This window comes from Streptomyces curacoi (assembly GCF_001513975.1).
Classification (GTDB): Bacteria; Actinomycetota; Actinomycetes; order Streptomycetales; family Streptomycetaceae; genus Streptomyces; species Streptomyces curacoi.
Genome location: NZ_KQ947984.1, coordinates 533,908 through 550,205, shown reverse-complemented (window position 1 = coordinate 550,205; position 16,298 = coordinate 533,908). Strand labels below are relative to the sequence as shown.

Genomic DNA, 16,298 nt, shown 5'->3' with positions numbered 1-16,298 from the left:
CGTCATCCCCTGCTGGAAAGTGCTGGGTGGTGGGTCCTTCCAGCCGCCTTCCATTCATGAACGGGGATAAACCCGCCCAGAACCGGCAATTCGCTATTCGCCTTCGTGCCGCGGCGCGCAGCCCAGCACATGCGCCTTGACGATCTCGGCGATCCGGGGGTCCCGGCGCTGGAACGCGGCCACCAGCTCCTCGTGCTCCTCCGCGTACGACTGCTGCACCGTCCCCAGCCACCGGATGGACAGCGCCGTGAACACCTCGATGCCCAGGCCCTCCCAGGTGTGCAGCAGCACAGAGTTGCCCGCCGCCCGCACCAGCTCGCGGTGGAAGGCGACCGTGTGCCGCACCTGGGCCGTGCCGTCGGACTTGCGGTCGGCCTCGTACAGGGCGGCGACATGCGGCTCCAGGGCGGAGCAGTCCAGCGCCAGCTTCTCCGCCGCCAGCTCCGCCGCGATCGCCTCCAGACCGGCCCGGACCGGGTAGCTCTCCTCCAGGTCGGCGGCCGTCAGACTGCGCACCCGCACGCCCTTGTTGGGCGCCGACTCGATCAGCCGCAGCGACTCCAGCTCACGCAACGCCTCCCGCACCGGAGTCTGCGACACCTCCAGCTCGGTCGCGATCCGGCGCTCCACGATCCGCTCGCCCGGCTGCCAGCGTCCGCTGATGATCCCTTCCAGGATGTGCTCGCGGATCTGTTCGCGCAGCGAGTGGACGACGGGCGCGGTCATGAGGGCTCCTTAAGGAGGGACCGCTCAGCGGCCCCGGAGGCGTTTGACGCTATGACAATAAAGCCGCACGGCCCTCCCGGAGGGGCGCACGGGGGCGCTTTCCTGCAGGTGAGACGAGGCTTACACGCTCCCAGTCCGGCGTCTTGTGTCAAGTCCCGGAACCTTCAGGAGCGGATCCGTGTCGCGGTCGGCAGAGGGGTCCCGCTCCGGGACGCCCTTGAGGACCGGGGGACGGCATGGACATCGGGGGACAGCACGCGCGGCTGCGCGCGGCGGTCGTGGGAGCCGTGATCGGTACGGCCATGGCGATGACGGGGTGCCAACAGGCCCCGGACGGCGCGGCGAAGACGCGGGCCGGCGCCTCGGAGGAGATCAGGGGCATGGCCGCGGCGGCGGGCCGGTCCGGCGCGGCCTGCGTCTTCGTGAAGCCCGACGGGGCGCAGCGGTTCGGCCACGTCGGCTGGGGCTTCCAGGTCACCGGCACCCGCACGTGGGTGTACGGGGCGGTCGAGAACCCGAGCGGCAGGCTGTACACCCCGCCCGGCGGCGACATCGGAGCCTGGCACGCGGAGGGCTCGTACGCCCGCATGCTCAGCGACATGTCCCGCGACGCCCACTACCCGGGCCGCTCCGCCCACCCCTACCGCCGTTACCGCTGCACCCCCTCCTCGACCAGCGACGTGACGGCCGCCCGCCGCATGATCCGTACCGTCGAGGCGCGCGGCTTCCTGGTCGGCGTCGACCCGAAGACCGGGGAGCTCACCTCGCGGGACTGTCCGGACGCCACGTACGACGTGCTCAAGGCGTACCGGACGCGGCGGCTGACGCCCGCGGCCGAGCCGGCGGTCCCGAACGTGTGGGTGGAGTCGCTGGTGGGGTGGCCGGACAGGCGGCTGACGCCGCGGTGACATGCCGGTGCCCCCGCCCGGAAGCCCGCAGGCTCCGGACGGGGGCACCGTACAGCCGTACAGACCCTGGGGGTTACAGCCCGAGCTCGACCTCGAACTCGCCCGCCTCCAGGATCGCCTTGACCGCCGTCAGGTAACGGGCCGCGTCGGCGCCGTCCACCAGGCGGTGGTCGTAGGACAGGGTCAGGTACGTCATGTCGCGGACGCCGATGACCGTGCCCTCCTCCGTCTCGATGACGGCCGGGCGCTTGACCGTGGCACCGATGCCGAGGATCGCGACCTGGCCCGGCGGCACGATGATCGTGTCGAAGAGCGCCCCGCGCGAACCGGTGTTGGAGACGGTGAAGGTCGCGCCGGACAGCTCGTCGGGCGTGATCTTGTTGGCGCGGACCTTGCCGGCCAGCTCCGCCGTGGCCTTGGCGATCCCGGCGATGTTGAGGTCGCCGGCGTTCTTGATGACCGGGGTCATCAGGCCCTTCTCGGAGTCCACCGCGATCCCGATGTTCTCGGAGTCGAAGTAGGTGATCGTGCCCTCGGCCTCGTTGATCTTGGCGTTGATGACCGGGTGGGCCTTCAGCGCCTGGGCGGCGGCCTTGACGAAGAACGGCATCGGGGAGAGCTTGACGCCCTCGCGTGCCGCGAACGAGTCCTTGGCCTGTGCGCGCAGCCGCATCAGGCGGGTCACGTCGACCTCGACGACCGAGGACAGCTGGGCCTGCTCGTGCAGGGCCTTGACCATGTTGTCGCCGATGACCTTGCGGATGCGCGGCATCTTGACGGTCTGGCCGCGCAGCGGGGAGACCTCCAGCGCCGGGGCCTTCTTCGCGGCGGCCGGAGCGGCGGCGGCGGGGGCCGGAGCGGCGGCGGCGGCCTTCGCGGCCTCGGCGGCGGCGACGACGTCCTGCTTGCGGATACGGCCGCCGACGCCGGTGCCCTTGACGGTGGCCAGGTCGACGCCGTTCTCGGCGGCGAGCTTGCGCACCAGCGGGGTGACGTAGGCGCCCTCGTCGGTCGGCTTGGCGGCGGCCGGAGCGGCCGGAGCCGGGATGACCGGGGCCGGGGCCGGGGCGGCCGGCGCGGGAGCCGGAGCCGCCGGGGCGGCAGCGGCGGGCGCGGCCGGAGCGGCGGGGGCGGGCGCGGCCGGAGCGGCGGGGGCGGGCGCCGGAGCGGCCGGAGCCGCGGGCGCGGCCGGGGCGGCCGGAGCCGGGGCAGCGGCGGCGGGGGCCGGAGCCGGGGCCGGGGCAGCCGCCGGAGCGGCACCCGCGACGCCGATGACGGCCAGCTTGGCGCCGACCTCGGCCGTCTCGTCCTCGCCGACCACGATCTCCAGCAGCGTGCCGGAGGTGGGCGCCGGGATCTCGGTGTCGACCTTGTCCGTCGACACCTCCAGCAGCGGCTCGTCGGCCTCGACGCTGTCACCGACCGACTTCAGCCAGCGGGTGACGGTGCCCTCGGTGACGGACTCGCCGAGCGCGGGCAGGACCACGTCGGTGCCCTCGGCCGTACCGGCGCCGGCGGCGGCCTCGGCGGTCGGGGCCGGAGCGGGGGCGGCCTGCTCGGTGGAGGGCTGGGCGGCCGGGGCCGGCTCGGGAGCCGGCGGGGCGACCTCCTCGGCGGCCGGAGCCGGGGCGGCGGCCGGGGCACCGGTGCCGTCGTCGATCACGGCCAGCTCGGCGCCGACCTCGACCGTCTCGTCCTCGGCGACCTTGATGGAGGCCAGGACACCGGCGGCGGGGGAGGGGATCTCGGTGTCGACCTTGTCGGTGGAGACCTCGAGCAGCGGCTCGTCGGCCTCGACGCGCTCACCCTCGGCCTTCAGCCAGCGGGTGACAGTGCCCTCGGTGACGCTCTCGCCGAGCGCCGGAAGGGTTACGGAAACCGCCATGGTTTCGGTTGCTCCTTACGGAAAGTGCGGAAGTCTGTGTCGTCGCGTTCGTCGACCGAGGGGTCAGTCGTGCGCGTGGAGCGGCTTGCCGGCCAGGGCCAGGTGGGCCTCGCCGAGCGCCTCGTTCTGCGTCGGGTGGGCGTGGACGAGCTGGGCGACCTCGGCGGGCAGCGCCTCCCAGTTGTAGATCAGCTGAGCCTCGCCGACCTGCTCGCCCATGCGGTCGCCGACCATGTGGACGCCGACCACCGCACCGTCCTTCACCTGGACGAGCTTGATCTCGCCCGCGGTGTTGAGGATCTTGCTCTTGCCGTTGCCGGCCAGGTTGTACTTCAGAGCGACGACCTTGTCCGCGCCGTAGATCTCCTTGGCCTTGGCCTCGGTGATACCGACGGAAGCGACCTCCGGGTGGCAGTACGTCACGCGGGGGACACCGTCGTAGTCGATCGGGACGGTCTTCAGACCGGCCAGACGCTCCGCCACCAGGATGCCCTCGGCGAAGCCGACGTGCGCGAGCTGGAGGGTCGGGACGAGGTCACCAACGGCGGAGATGGTCGGGACGTTGGTGCGCATGTACTCGTCGACCAGGACGTAGCCGCGGTCCATGGCGACGCCCTGCTCCTCGTAGCCGAGACCGGCGGAGACGGGGCCACGGCCGACGGCGACCAGCAGCACCTCGGCCTCGAACTCCTTGCCGTCGGCGAGGGTGACCTTGACGCCGTCCTGGGTGTACTCGGCCTTCTGGAAGAAGGTGCCCAGGTTGAACTTGATGCCGCGCTTGCGGAAGGCGCGCTCAAGAAGCTTCGAGCTGTTCTCGTCCTCGACCGGGACGAGGTGCTTCAGGCCCTCGATGACGGTGACGTCGGCGCCGAAGGACTTCCAGGCGGAGGCGAACTCGACGCCGATGACGCCGCCGCCCAGGATGATCGCGGACTTCGGTACGCGGTCCAGGACGAGGGCGTGGTCCGAGGAGATGATGCGGTTGCCGTCGATCTCCAGGCCCGGCAGCGACTTCGGCACGGAGCCGGTCGCCAGCAGGACGTGGCGGCCCTGGATGCGCTGACCGTTCACGTCGACGGAGGTCGGGGAGGACAGGCGGCCCTCACCCTCGATGTACGTCACCTTGCGGGAGGCGACGAGGCCCTGCAGGCCCTTGTACAGGCCGGCGATCACGCCGTCCTTGTACTTGTGGACCCCGGCGATGTCGATGCCCTCGAAGGTGGCCTTCACGCCGAACTGCGCGCTCTCGCGAGCCTGGTCGGCGATCTCGCCCGCGTGCAGCAGGGCCTTGGTGGGGATGCAACCCCGGTGCAGGCAGGTGCCGCCGACCTTGTCCTTCTCGATCAGGGCGACGTCCAGGCCCAGCTGCGCCCCGCGCAGGGCCGCGGCGTAACCACCGCTACCACCGCCGAGGATCACTAGGTCGAAAACGGTGCTGGCGTCGTTCGCCACGTCACGTCCTCCATGCATGTGCGCCGTGCGCCGGTCTTCACTGACCGACAGGCGGCTGGTGTCCGGCCGCTCGTTCTTCGGCCCTTCGGTGGGGCCCTGTCCTGCCGAGCCCCATCTTCGCACTAGTCGATGCTTGACGAGACGCCGGGCCGGTGTGTGAGACGTAGCACGTTCATATGTGCAAGGTTCACTCATGGCCGACGGAGGGACAGTGCCGTTGAGGGGCGCGGGGACTGCGCGATCAAGCACGGACCACCTGCAGCCGCCGGACAAACGGAATGGACCCACCCAATAACGGAATGGACCCACCCAAGGGGCGACGGGGCCTCGCCCTACCCGCACGCGAAGCCCCGTCAGCCGAGAACCGACCTCAGCCCAGGTCGCCGGAGGCGGTCAGCTCAGCGAGCCGCACCAGCGTCCGCACACCGGACCCCGTACCACCCTTGGGTGTGTACCCGAAGGGCCCGCCCTCGTTGAACGCGGGCCCGGCGATGTCGAGGTGCGCCCACGTGATGCCCTCGCCGACGAACTCGCGCAGGAAGAGACCGGCGACCAGGCCACCGCCCATGCGCTCACCCATGTTGGCGATGTCGGCGGTCGGCGAGTCCATCCCCTTGCGCAGGTGCTCCGGCAGCGGCATCGGCCAGGACGCCTCGCCGACCTCCTCGGCCGCCTCGACGATCGCGGAGCGGAACGCGTCGTCGTTGGCCATCACACCGAAGGTGCGGTTGCCGAGCGCCAGGACCATCGCCCCGGTCAGCGTCGCCACGTCCACGATGGCGTCCGGCTTCTCCTCGGAGGCCGCCCACAGGGCGTCGGCCAGCACCAGCCGCCCCTCGGCGTCGGTGTTGAGCACCTCCACGGTCTTGCCGCTGTACATGCGCAGCACGTCGCCCGGGCGCACGGCGGTCCCCGACGGCATGTTCTCGGCGAGCGCCAGCCAGCCGGTGACGTTCACCTCCAGTCCGAGCCGCGCGGCGGCGACCACGGCGGCGAACACGGCGGCCGCGCCGCTCATGTCGCACTTCATCGTCTCGTTGTGACCGGCCGGCTTCAGCGAGATGCCGCCCGAGTCGTAGGTGATGCCCTTGCCGACGAAGGCGAGGTGCTTGGCCCCCTTGGAGTGCGTGTACGTCAGCTTCACCAGCCGCGGAGCCGCCGCCGAGCCGCCGCCGACGCCCAGGATGCCGCCGTAGCCGCCCTTGGCCAGGGCCTTCTCGTCGAGGATCTGCACCTTGATGCCGTGCTGCTTGGCCACGTTCTGGGCCTCGGCGGCGAACGACGCCGGGTTGAGGTCGTTCGGCGGCATGTTGATCAGGTCGCGGGCACGGTTGAGCTCCTCGGCGACGGCGATGGCGCGCGCGATCGCCGCCTTGTGCTCCTTGTCGCGGGGCTTGCCGCCGAGCACGGCGACCTCGGCGAGCGGCGCCTTGCCGTTCTTGGCCTTGGCGTTGCCGCCGCTCCCCTTCGACTCCTTGTAGACGTCGAACGAGTACGCCCCGAGCAGTGCGCCCTCCGCGATCGCGCCGGCGTCGGCGGCGTCCGTGAGCGGCAGGGCGAAGGCGGCCTTCTTGGCGCCGGCGAGGGCGCGGGCGGCGGCACCGGCGGCCTTGCGCAGCGCCTCACCGTCGTAGTCGGCGTCCTTCTCGGGCTCGGCGCCCAGGCCCACCGCCACCACGAGCGGGGCCTTGAAGCCGGCGGGTGCGGGGAGCTTCGTCACCTCGCCCTCGGCGCCGGAGGCACCGAGGGTCTCCAGGACGCCGGCGAGCCTGCCGTCGTACGCCTTGTCCACGGCCTCGGCGCCCGGTGCGACGACCAGGCCCCCGGCGGCCTTGGAACCAGCGCCCTTGGCGACACCGATCACGATCGCGTCGGCGCGCAGGCCGGGCGCCGCGGCGGTGCTGAGAGTGAGAGCAGTCACGGTGGTGAATTCTCGCTTCCGATGTGAAGTTGCGAATGGCCGAATGGTGTGGGTCGACCGGGCCCGTCGGCCGACCCTAGTTCCGACCTATGGGTGCGGTATCAGCGGGGCCTTCCCCGGTACGGCGAACACTCGGGACGAGCCTACGCTCGTGTGAGCGTTCGCTCATTCCTCCGGGCGTTCACCTGTCGGTGGCGTCGGGGCCATTTCTTGATCCTCGCCCTCGGTGAGCTGAGTCACACTCGTCTGGTTCGGATGAGTCAACGGCTTGCCGCTTTGCATGATTTCCACAGGTCCTCCTCGGATTCGCCATGTGAGGCAGCAGGGGATCTTCTGGGGGGAAGGGACATTCAATGGCGCTGAGCGCGCACAGATGGAGAAACACGGCCGCCGCGGTGGCGGCCGCCGGTCTGCTGGTGCTGGGGCAGCGGGTACCCGACGCCGCGGCCGCGGAGCAACCGCGCATCGATCTCAGGGTGCTGGTCGTGGACAACGGCGACAGCCCCGTCCGGGCCATCGCCGCCCAGCTGAAGAGCACCGGCATCCCGTACACCACCGTCGACCTGACCGACGCGAACCGCCCGACCATCACGGAGGCGTTCCTCAGCGACACGGTGAACGGCAGGCCCCGGGCCAAGTTCCAGGGCGTCGTCCTGCCCAACGAGACGCCCTTCGGCGCGGGTTCCGCCGAGCAGGGCGCGCTGGAGAGCTACGAGCGGACCTACGGCATCCCGCAGGTCGACGCCTACACCTGGGCCCACCCGGGCGTCGGCCTCGACTACACCAGCGAGGGCGGCTGGGCCGGCACCCTCGACGGGCGTGCGGCGGCCGTCACGGACGCGGGCAGGGCGGGGTACTTCGGCTATCTCGACGGCGCCTTCACCTTCGAGGACAACGATGGCGCCGTACAGGAGAGTTACGGCTATGTCGCCAGGCCCCGCACCGGCTTCACCAGCTATGTCGACCTTCCCGTGCCCGCCGGGTCCGGGCGCGGCAGCCTGATCGGCGAGTACCGCCACGACGGGCGCCGCGAGCTCGTGGTGACCTTCGCCTACAACGAGCACCAGCAGCAGTTCCGGGTGCTTGCCCGGGGCATCGTCGAATGGCTGACACAGGGCGTGCACCTCGGTCAGTCGCGCAACTATTTCGCGGTGCACGTCGACGACATCCTCGCGCCCGACAGCCGCTGGGACACCGAGCGCAACTGCACGCCCGGCGACTTCGACTGCGTGGGCGGTGACGGCGAGGGGACCACGCCGATCCGTATGACGGCCGAGGACGCGGTGCACGCCGCGCAGTGGCAGCGGGAGCACGGCTTCACGCTGGACATGGTCTACAACGCCGGCTCCGGCGAGGCGTGGAAGAGCGAGCACGGCGGCACCGATCCGCTCACCGACCAGCTGCTCGCCGACAAGGCCGAGTACCGCTGGATCAACCACACCTACACGCACCCGTTCCTCGGCTGCGTCCAGGACACCTCGACCGTCCCGTGGAGCTGCGCCGAGAACGCCGACGGCTCGACGCGGTACATGAGCCGCTCCGACATCGCGGCGCAAATCAGGAACAACCACAACTGGGGCGTCACCAAGGGCCTCCCGCTCGACCGCACCGAGCTCGTCACCGGCGAGCACTCGGGTCTGAGGACCCTGCCGCAGCAGCCCGACGACAACCCCGGCCTCGCCGGCGCCCTCGCCGACAACGGCGTCAAGTGGATCGCCTCGGACAACTCCCGTGAGCCCCGGCAGCGTTCGGTCGGCGCCGCGCTGACCGTGCCCCGGCACCCGATGAACGTGTACTACAACGTGGGCACCGAGGAGGAGATGGTCGACGAGTACAACTGGATCTACACCTCCGAGGCCGACGGCGGCAGCGGCGTCTGCGAGACCAACCCCGCCGCCACCTGTCTGGCCGACCCGCTGGACCCGGCCACCGGGTACGACTCCCACATCGTCCCGCAGGAGGCCCGTACCGCCCTCGGGCACGTCGTCTCGGGCGATCCGCGTCCGCACTACGCCCACCAGTCCAACCTGGCCGAGGACCGGACGCTGTACCCGGTCCTGGAGCAGGTGCTCGCCGACTACCAGGCCCTCTTCGCCGACAACACCCCGGTGCAGAACCTCGCGCAGCGCGCCATCGGCACCGAGCTGCAGCGCCGCGCCGCCTGGCAGAGCGCCCTCGCGAACGGCTCCGTCACGGCGTACCGCGTCGGCGACACCGTCACCGTCACCGCACCGTCCGGGACGCAGATCCCGGTGACCGCACCGGAAGGGACCACCAGGCAACTCTTCATCGGCACCACCGCGTTCGGGACGCCGTACGCGGGAGAGCGCTCGGGCTGGACCACGCCCGAGCTGCTGCAGACCGCTCTCAAGCTGAACCTGCCGTCGTAGCGCGGCGCCGCCGGAGCAGAGTGCACCCCGGTCACCTCATGACCGACCGGCCGGGGTGTGCTTCCGAGCCACAGCACCACCTTTCGGGGGCCCGGGGGCGTCCCCCGGAGAACACAGTCACAGGGGGGAACTCACATGATGCGCACCGGCCGTCATGTCACCATGCTCACCGAAGGCACCTATCCGCATGTCCACGGCGGAGTCAGCACCTGGTGCGACCAGCTCGTCAAGGGCATGCCGGAGGTCGACTTCCACGTCGTGTCGCTCACCGGAACCGGCCGCGAACCCGTGACCTGGGAGCTGCCGCCGAACGTCTACCGGCACACCTCCGTACCGACCTGGGGTCCGCGTCCGGGGCGGGCGCGCGCGCCGTACGGCCGGGCCCGTCGCCGTTTCACCGACTCCTACGAGCGTTTCCTGCTCTCCTTCCTCGACCCGGAGGCGCGGTGCGACTTCGGGGAGGCCCTGTACGAGCTGGCCGAACTGGCCCGCGACGGGCGCCTTTCGGCTGCGCTGCGCACCGAGTCGGCGCTGCGGTCGCTGATGTGGATCTGGACGATGCCGCATCTGCCGACCGCGGCCGCCCGCCCCACCGTCCATGACGCGCTGACCGCGACGGACCTGCTGGAGCACGCTCTGCGCCCCCTCGGGTTCCGCATCCCCGAGGACTCCGTGGCCCATGCCGTCAGCAGCGGCCTCGCGACCCTGCCGGCCCTCGCCGCCCGCGAGCTGGACGGCGTGCCCTTCCTCCTCACCGAGCACGGCATCTATCTGCGCGAGCGCTATCTCGGTTACCGCAGCGATGCCCAGCGCTGGCCCGTGAAGGCGTTCATGCTCGGCTTCTACCGTGAACTGAATTCACACGGTTACCGCACGGCCGACCTGATCACACCGTGCAACCAGTACAACCGCCGCTGGGAGGAGCGCGGCGGCGCCGACGCCGACAAGATCCGCACCGTCTACAACGGCGTCGACCCGCACGCCTTCCCGCACGCCGGCCCCGAGCCCGAGGTCCCCACCCTCACCTGGTGCGGCCGCGTGGACCCCATCAAGGACCTGGAGACCCTGCTGCGGGCCTACGCCATGGTCCGCGCCGAGCTCCCGGAGACCCGGCTGCGCCTGTTCGGCCCCGTACCGCCCGGCGGCGAGGCCTACCGCACCAAGCTGGAGAAGCTCGCCGCCGAGCTGGGCGTGCGGGACGGCCTGACCTTCGAGGGCCGGATCAGCGAGGTGTGGCGCGCCTATGCCGCCGGCCACGTCGTCATGCTGTCGTCCATCTCCGAGGGCTTCCCGTTCTCCATCATCGAGGCCATGTCCTGCGGCCGTACGACCGTCTCGACGGACGTCGGGGGAGTGCGCGAGGCCGTCGGCGAGACCGGCCTGGTGGTCCCGCCGCGCGAGCCGGAGAAGATGGCGGCGGCCGCGCTCACCCTGCTCCGCGACGACGAGCGGCGCCGGAAACTGGGTGAATTGTCCCGCCAGCGGGTGATCGACCGGTTCACACTCCGCCGCTCCGTGGACAATTTCCGGACGATTTATCAGGAGCTCGCGGGCAGCGCCGAGGTGTACGAGCCGACGTTGGAGACGGTCGCCGACTGGACCCTCGAACTGCGGGACCCCTGGTACCAGAAGGTCGCGACGGACGGGGCCGGCTGGTGAGCGGAAGCCTCTGGATGCCGCCCGGCTCCCACCCCGACGCCCTGCCCGCGATCCCGCGCCAGCGCATCGCACCCAGCTGGGCACAGCCCGACCCCCTCGACGAACTCGCCGAACGCCTCGACGACTTCATAGCCGCCGCCGTCCACCCCGACGAGATCGCCGCGCTGCTGGAGTCCGACGGCCTGTCGGACGACCAGATACGCGAGCGCTACGGCTTCAAGAACTCCTTCGCCCTCGCCGAGGAGCTCTACGAGCGGGTCGAGCGCCGCTACCCGGAGCCGGACGGCCCGGTCCACGACCCCTGGCAGGTGGGCCTGCTCGGCTGCCTCCTGCGCGGCGTCGTCTTCGCCCTCCCCGGCCTCGGCTACGTCCTCGGCGCACCCCTGCTCGCGGGCTCGGAGGATGACTTCGGCCTCCCCGCGGGCACGGTCCCGCTGCTGGCCGGCGCCCTGGTCGGCTGGACCTGGAACCAGGGCCTCGCCCATCGGGCGTACTCCTGGCTCGGCCTGGGCGACCGCGGTGCCGCCCGCCGCTCACTGCTGCTCGGCGCCCCGGCCGGCGCGCTGCTCGGCGCCCTGGTCGCCCTGGTCGTGGCGGGTACGGCGGCCACGGCCGACCCGGCGGCGGTCGCCTTCGCCGCCGGGCAGTCCTGCTATCTCGGCGCGGCCACGGTCCTGCTGGTCATGGGCCGTGAGCGGGCCCTGCTGGCGGCCCTGCTGCCGATGGCGGCGGCAGCCGTGTTCGCCCTGGCGCACCCCCTCCCCGAGCTCGCGAGACTCACGCTGCTGCCGGCCTCGCTGCTCGCGGTGGCGGTGCTCGCCCTCCTCGAAGTGGCGCCCGCGATAAAGGAGTCGGGCGAAGGCAGCTGGACCGCCGGCCTCACCGCCCTGCTGCCCTTCGGCTCCTACGGCACCGCGCCCAAGGCCCGGCGCTCCCCCAAGCTCTCGGCTTCGCTCGAGCAGGGAGGTGCCCCCATCGCCCCCGGCCTCACCGGCTCCCTCCCATACGCCCTGTTCGGCCTGGGCAGCGGCGTGCTCGTGCTGTACGCGGCCCTCGGCGACGCCCTGGCCGACGAGGGGACCGGCGCGGTCGCCGCACCCGCCGCCGTCGCCCTCACCCTCAGCATGGGCCCCGCCGAATGGCTGCTGTACCGCTTCCGCAGCGGCAGCCTGGCGGGCCTGCGCTCCAGCAGCACACCGAAGGCGTTCTGGCGGACGACGGTGAGCACGGTCGTGGAGTGCCTCTCCGGCTACCTGGTCGCCCTGCTCGCCCTCAGCCTCGTCACCTCGGCGCTGTGGCCGCACGCCCCCGGCATCGCGGGCGTACGCCTGGCCGGTCTGCTCCTGCTCGGCGTGGTCCTGTGGACGGGCCTGCTGCTCCAGTCCTTCGGCGCGGTGCTCAGCGCCGCGGTGATCTGCTGCGCGGCGGCCCTCGCCCAGACGGCGGCCGTGGTGGCGCACGCCGGCAGCCCGCACTGGATCGGTCTGATCGTCCACGGGACGGCGGCGGTGGCCCAGGCCGCCCTGGTCTGCGCCCTGTTGGGGAGAGCGACCGCCCACCGATGAGCGAACTGCTGATCCCGTACTACGAGCACCCGTCCGTCCGCCCCGCCGAATGGGACGCGATCATCGCGGCGGCGCCCCGCCTCTACGGGGTCGTCCTGAACCCGGCCAGCGGCCCCGGCGAGACGCCCGACCCGGCGTTCGCCGAGGTCGCCGCCCGGCTGCGGGCGGTGGACGTCCGGGTGCTCGGCTACACCGACACCGACTACGGCCGCAGACCGCACGCCGAGGTCGTCCGGGACCTCGCCCGACACCGCGACTGGTACGGCACGGACGGCGTCTTCCTCGACCAGGTCGCCGCGGGCCGCGAGGAGTTCCGGTACTACCAGCGGCTCGCGACGGCGGCCTGGGGCACCGGCTGCGGCACGCTCGCCCTGAACCACGGCACGGCACCGCACCCGTCGTACGCCAGGATCGCGGACGTCCTGGTCACCTTCGAGGGCACCTGGGCGTCGTACACCCGGCTCGGCCCGCAGCAGTGGCCCGGCGGCACCGGAGTGCGCCTGTGCCACCTGGTGTACGGCGTGCCGGCCGACGCCGACCCGGCGGCACTGGCCCGCGCCCGCGGGGCCACCGTCCACTGCGCGGTGCCGGGCATGGGCGATCATCCATGGGGTACGTTGCCGCACACCCTGGAGCCCGCTCGGTGAGACGCCTCATCGCTCCGGCCGTGCTGCTTCTCCTGCTCGCGGGCTGCACGACGGCCCCCGACGGCACCGAGGGCCGGCCGGACGGCCCCCGCTGGCAGCCGCGCCCCGGCACGGCCTGGCAGTGGCAGCTGAGGGGCCGCCTGGACACCTCGGTCGACGTGCCGGTGTACGACATCGACGGCTTCGACCAGTCCGCGAAGGCCGTCGCCGCACTGCACCGCGAGGGCCGCAAGGTCATCTGCTACCTCTCCACCGGCGCCTGGGAGGACTGGCGCCCCGACGCCGCGAAGTTCCCCAGGTCGGTGCTGGGCCGGGGCAACGGCTGGGAGGGCGAGCGCTGGCTCGACATCCGCCGTACCGACGTCCTGGAACCCCTGATGGCGGCCCGCCTGGACATGTGCCGCGACAAGGGCTTCGACGCGGTGGAGCCCGACAACATGGACGGCTACCAGAACCGCACGGGCTTCCCCCTGACCGCCCGTGACCAGCTCCGCTACAACCGCCTGATCGCGCGGCTGGCCCACGAGCGGGGCCTGGCGGTGGGCCTGAAGAACGACCTGGACCAGATCCCGGAGCTGGTCGGCGACTTCGACTTCGCGGTGAACGAGCAGTGTGCGCAGTACGGGGAGTGCGCGGCGCTGAGCCCCTTCGTGAAGGCGGGCAAGGCGGTCTTCCACGTCGAGTACGAGCTGCCGACGCGCCGCTTCTGCGCCGAGTCCCGCCGCCTGAGGCTGAGTTCGATGCTGAAGAAGTACGAGCTGGGGGCATGGCGCCGGGCCTGCTGAGCGCCGGCCCGGTGTCAGCCCAGTGACAGCACGACGAGCACGGTCGTCGCCGCCGTCTCCGCGAGGCCGCCGAACACGTCACCGGTGACGCCGCCGAAGCGGCGGGTGCAGTGCCTCAGGAGGAGTTCGGCGACGGTGAGCGCGGCGAGGACCGCGAGGGCGGTGCGGGCGATGCCGTACGTCCCGAACAGCGCTCCCGCCGCGGCGGCGACGCCGGTCACGGCCAGGGCGACGGCCAGCGCACCCCGTACGGGCACCACCCCGGCCACCGCGGCCCCCAGCCCCTCCGGCCGCGCGGCGGGCACGCCGGCCCGCGCGGCGAGGGTGAGCGCCAGCCGGGCGGCGACGGCCGACACGACGGCGGCGAGGGCGCCGCGGGCCCAGGAGTCGCCGAACAGCCGGGACAGCGCGGCCACCTGCGCGAGCAGCACGAACACCAGGGTGATGACCCCGAACGGCCCGATGTCCGACTGCTTCATGATCCGCAGCGCGTCCTCGGCGGGCTTACCGCTCCCGAGCCCGTCGGCGGTGTCGGCGATCCCGTCGAGATGCAGTCCCCGGGTGAGCACGGCGGGGACGGCGACCGCGGCGACGGCGGCGAGGAGCGGGCCGGCGCCGAGGAACAGCAGCACCAGAGCGACGAGGGCGGCACCGCAGCCGAGGACCACCCCGACGAGCGGGGCGCACAGCATCCCCCCGCGTGCCGTCGCCCGGTCCCACCGGCTCACCCTGACGGGGAGCACGCTCAGGGTGCCGAAGGCGAAACGCAGACCGTGGAGCGACGGCGGGGTCATGAACACGTCGGCAGGGTAGCCCGGACGCCGCACCCGCGGGGCGGCCCACCCCTGGCCCGCACACACTGAACACCATGGGCCACTGGTTGGAACGCAACATCATCGAACCGGGCAAACTGCCCCTGCTGCTGGCCCTGACCGCCTTCGTGGTCACCTTCCTCGTCACCCGCGTCATCACCCGCCTCATCCGCGCGGGCAAGGGGCCCTTCCGCAACATCGAGACCGGCGCCGTCCATGTCCACCACGTGGTGCCGGGCGTCGTCCTCACCGTCGTCGGGGGCTTCGGGGCGGTGTCCAGCAGCCGGTACGGCTTCGGCGCCGCCGTCTTCGCGGTGATCTTCGGCATGGGCGCGGGGCTGGTCCTCGACGAGTTCGCGCTGATCCTGCACCTCGACGACGTGTACTGGAGCGAGGCGGGACGCAAGAGCGTGGAGATGGTCGTCCTCACCGCGGCCCTGGTGGGGCTGCTGCTCGCGGGGTTCTCCCCGCTGGGGGTCAACGACCTCGACGAGGACGAGGTGCAGAGCAGGGGCACCGTCCTGCTCAACACCGGGGTGAACTTCCTCTTCTCCCTCGTCGCGCTCAGCAAGGGAAAGGCCCGCACCGCGATCTTCGGCGTGATCGTGCCGGTCATCGCTCTGATCGGCGCCATCCGCCTGGCCCGCCCCGACTCCCCGTGGGCCAAGCGCTTCTACCGCCGCCGCCCGCGCGCCCGCGCCCGGTCAAGCCTGCGCGCCTACCGCCACGACCGCCGCTGGGCGGGCCCCCGGCGCGCCTTCGAGGAGTGGCTGGGCGGCAAGCCGGACGCGGAGCCCGACCGCACCGCCGACCGCCGCTGACGCAGCTGCGCCACCGCGCACAGCACCAGCACGGCCGCGATCGCCGCGAGGTGCTCCTTCCCGGCGAGGTTCTCCTTCAGCACCACCTCGACCACCATCGCCGCGATCACCGCACCGGCCGTAACGCAGGCGCCGTAGCGCCATCCGAGGAACACGGCGAGGCCCACCACCGCCGCCGACGGGCCCGTGTCCACGACCTGCGCGTCCGAGCCGGGCAGCCCGACCGGATTGTCCGGGCCGAGGGCGATGCCCACGCGGGCGTACAGGGTTCCGGCGAGCGTGGCGACGTAGGCGATGACGAGGGTCCGCCACCAGCCCAGGCAGATCTCGGCGATCCCGAACACGAGCAGGATCTGCGCGAGCGCACCCCACACCGGCAGGTCGAGGGCGGGCACGAAGAGGGACAACGGCGTACGTACGATCGCCAGCCACAGGGGATCCTCGGCCCGTACGGCCCCGAGATTCTGCACGGCCTGGTAGCCCCAGTCCTGGTTGTGCACGAAGTGCAGGGCCCCGGTCAGACACACGGCCCCCATGGTCATGGGCACGGCCCGCCACCGCCGTGCCGCCAACGGCCCCCGCAGGGCGAGAAACAACGCCCCCCACTCCGCGCGGGCCAGGCGGCCGAGGGTGTTCATGCGGAGGACCTCACTTGGGCGACTTCGGCGGCTTACGACACGTACCCCCGAAGACGAAGCGAAGGCCGGCCGCGTTGAGCGGCCCCTTC

14 protein-coding genes are annotated in these 16,298 nt (G+C 72.1%); 7 read left to right on the top strand and 7 right to left on the bottom strand.

Annotation, left to right across the window (positions count from 1 at the left end; translation table 11 throughout):
• Positions 1-93: 93 nt before the first annotated feature.
• Positions 94-726: a GntR family transcriptional regulator gene (locus tag AQI70_RS02455; protein WP_062143381.1), complete on the bottom strand. Its 633-nt coding sequence runs from the start codon at positions 724-726 to the stop codon at positions 94-96.
• A gap of 236 nt (positions 727-962) precedes the next feature.
• On the opposite strand from AQI70_RS02455, the gene AQI70_RS02450 reads away from it, so the two are divergent.
• Complete coding sequence (locus AQI70_RS02450; RefSeq protein ID WP_062143378.1) at positions 963-1,634, top strand: hypothetical protein; 672 nt, start codon at positions 963-965, stop codon at positions 1,632-1,634.
• Between the two features lie 73 nt (positions 1,635-1,707).
• On the opposite strand, the gene sucB is transcribed toward AQI70_RS02450, so the two are convergent.
• The 4 genes from sucB to AQI70_RS40575 form a co-directional block, all read right to left on the bottom strand.
• Positions 1,708-3,519: a 2-oxoglutarate dehydrogenase, E2 component, dihydrolipoamide succinyltransferase gene (sucB, locus tag AQI70_RS02445; protein WP_062143374.1), complete on the bottom strand. Its 1,812-nt coding sequence runs from the start codon at positions 3,517-3,519 to the stop codon at positions 1,708-1,710.
• A 63-nt stretch (positions 3,520-3,582) separates the two neighbouring features.
• On the bottom strand, positions 3,583-4,971 hold the full coding sequence (lpdA, locus tag AQI70_RS02440; RefSeq protein WP_062143368.1) for a dihydrolipoyl dehydrogenase: 1,389 nt from the start codon (positions 4,969-4,971) through the stop codon (positions 3,583-3,585).
• A 370-nt stretch (positions 4,972-5,341) separates the two neighbouring features.
• A complete protein-coding gene (locus AQI70_RS02435; RefSeq protein WP_062143365.1) occupies positions 5,342-6,892 on the bottom strand; it encodes a leucyl aminopeptidase in 1,551 nt (516 codons plus the stop codon).
• A gap of 165 nt (positions 6,893-7,057) precedes the next feature.
• Complete coding sequence (locus tag AQI70_RS40575; protein WP_279616740.1) at positions 7,058-7,183, bottom strand: hypothetical protein; 126 nt, start codon at positions 7,181-7,183, stop codon at positions 7,058-7,060.
• A 62-nt stretch (positions 7,184-7,245) separates the two neighbouring features.
• Between AQI70_RS40575 and AQI70_RS02430 the strand changes: the two genes are divergently transcribed.
• The 5 genes from AQI70_RS02430 (at position 7,246) to AQI70_RS02410 (ending at position 13,938) form a co-directional block, all read left to right on the top strand.
• Positions 7,246-9,282 carry a hypothetical protein gene (locus tag AQI70_RS02430; protein WP_062143362.1) on the top strand — a complete coding sequence of 679 codons (2,037 nt, stop codon included), beginning with the start codon at positions 7,246-7,248 and terminating at the stop codon, positions 9,280-9,282.
• Between the two features lie 135 nt (positions 9,283-9,417).
• Positions 9,418-10,941 (top strand): GT4 family glycosyltransferase PelF, encoded by a 1,524-nt coding sequence (gene pelF / locus AQI70_RS02425; protein WP_062143359.1) that lies wholly within the window; start codon positions 9,418-9,420, stop codon positions 10,939-10,941.
• Complete coding sequence (locus AQI70_RS02420) at positions 10,938-12,506, top strand: hypothetical protein (protein ID WP_062143356.1); 1,569 nt, start codon at positions 10,938-10,940, stop codon at positions 12,504-12,506. Before pelF ends, AQI70_RS02420 begins: the two co-directional genes overlap by 4 nt.
• Positions 12,503-13,153: a spherulation-specific family 4 protein gene (locus AQI70_RS02415; RefSeq protein ID WP_062143354.1), complete on the top strand. Its 651-nt coding sequence runs from the start codon at positions 12,503-12,505 to the stop codon at positions 13,151-13,153. Before AQI70_RS02420 ends, AQI70_RS02415 begins: the two co-directional genes overlap by 4 nt.
• Positions 13,114-13,938 (top strand): endo alpha-1,4 polygalactosaminidase, encoded by an 825-nt coding sequence (locus AQI70_RS02410; protein WP_107116890.1) that lies wholly within the window; start codon positions 13,114-13,116, stop codon positions 13,936-13,938. Before AQI70_RS02415 ends, AQI70_RS02410 begins: the two co-directional genes overlap by 40 nt.
• 14 nt (positions 13,939-13,952) lie before the next feature.
• On the opposite strand, the gene AQI70_RS02405 is transcribed toward AQI70_RS02410, so the two are convergent.
• Positions 13,953-14,732: an adenosylcobinamide-GDP ribazoletransferase gene (locus tag AQI70_RS02405; RefSeq protein WP_062144972.1), complete on the bottom strand. Its 780-nt coding sequence runs from the start codon at positions 14,730-14,732 to the stop codon at positions 13,953-13,955.
• Positions 14,733-14,806: 74 nt separating this feature from the next.
• On the opposite strand from AQI70_RS02405, the gene AQI70_RS02400 reads away from it, so the two are divergent.
• The gene (locus AQI70_RS02400; protein ID WP_062143346.1) at positions 14,807-15,571 is read left to right on the top strand and encodes a hypothetical protein; all 765 of its coding nucleotides are present in this window, start codon (positions 14,807-14,809) and stop codon (positions 15,569-15,571) included.
• Here the strand turns inward: AQI70_RS02400 and AQI70_RS39735 are convergent.
• Positions 15,469-16,209, bottom strand: a complete 741-nt coding sequence (locus AQI70_RS39735) for a hypothetical protein (protein WP_062143343.1) — start codon at positions 16,207-16,209, stop codon at positions 15,469-15,471. The two genes, AQI70_RS02400 and AQI70_RS39735, sit on opposite strands and share 103 nt — an antisense overlap.
• Between the last annotated feature and the right edge of the window lie 89 nt (positions 16,210-16,298).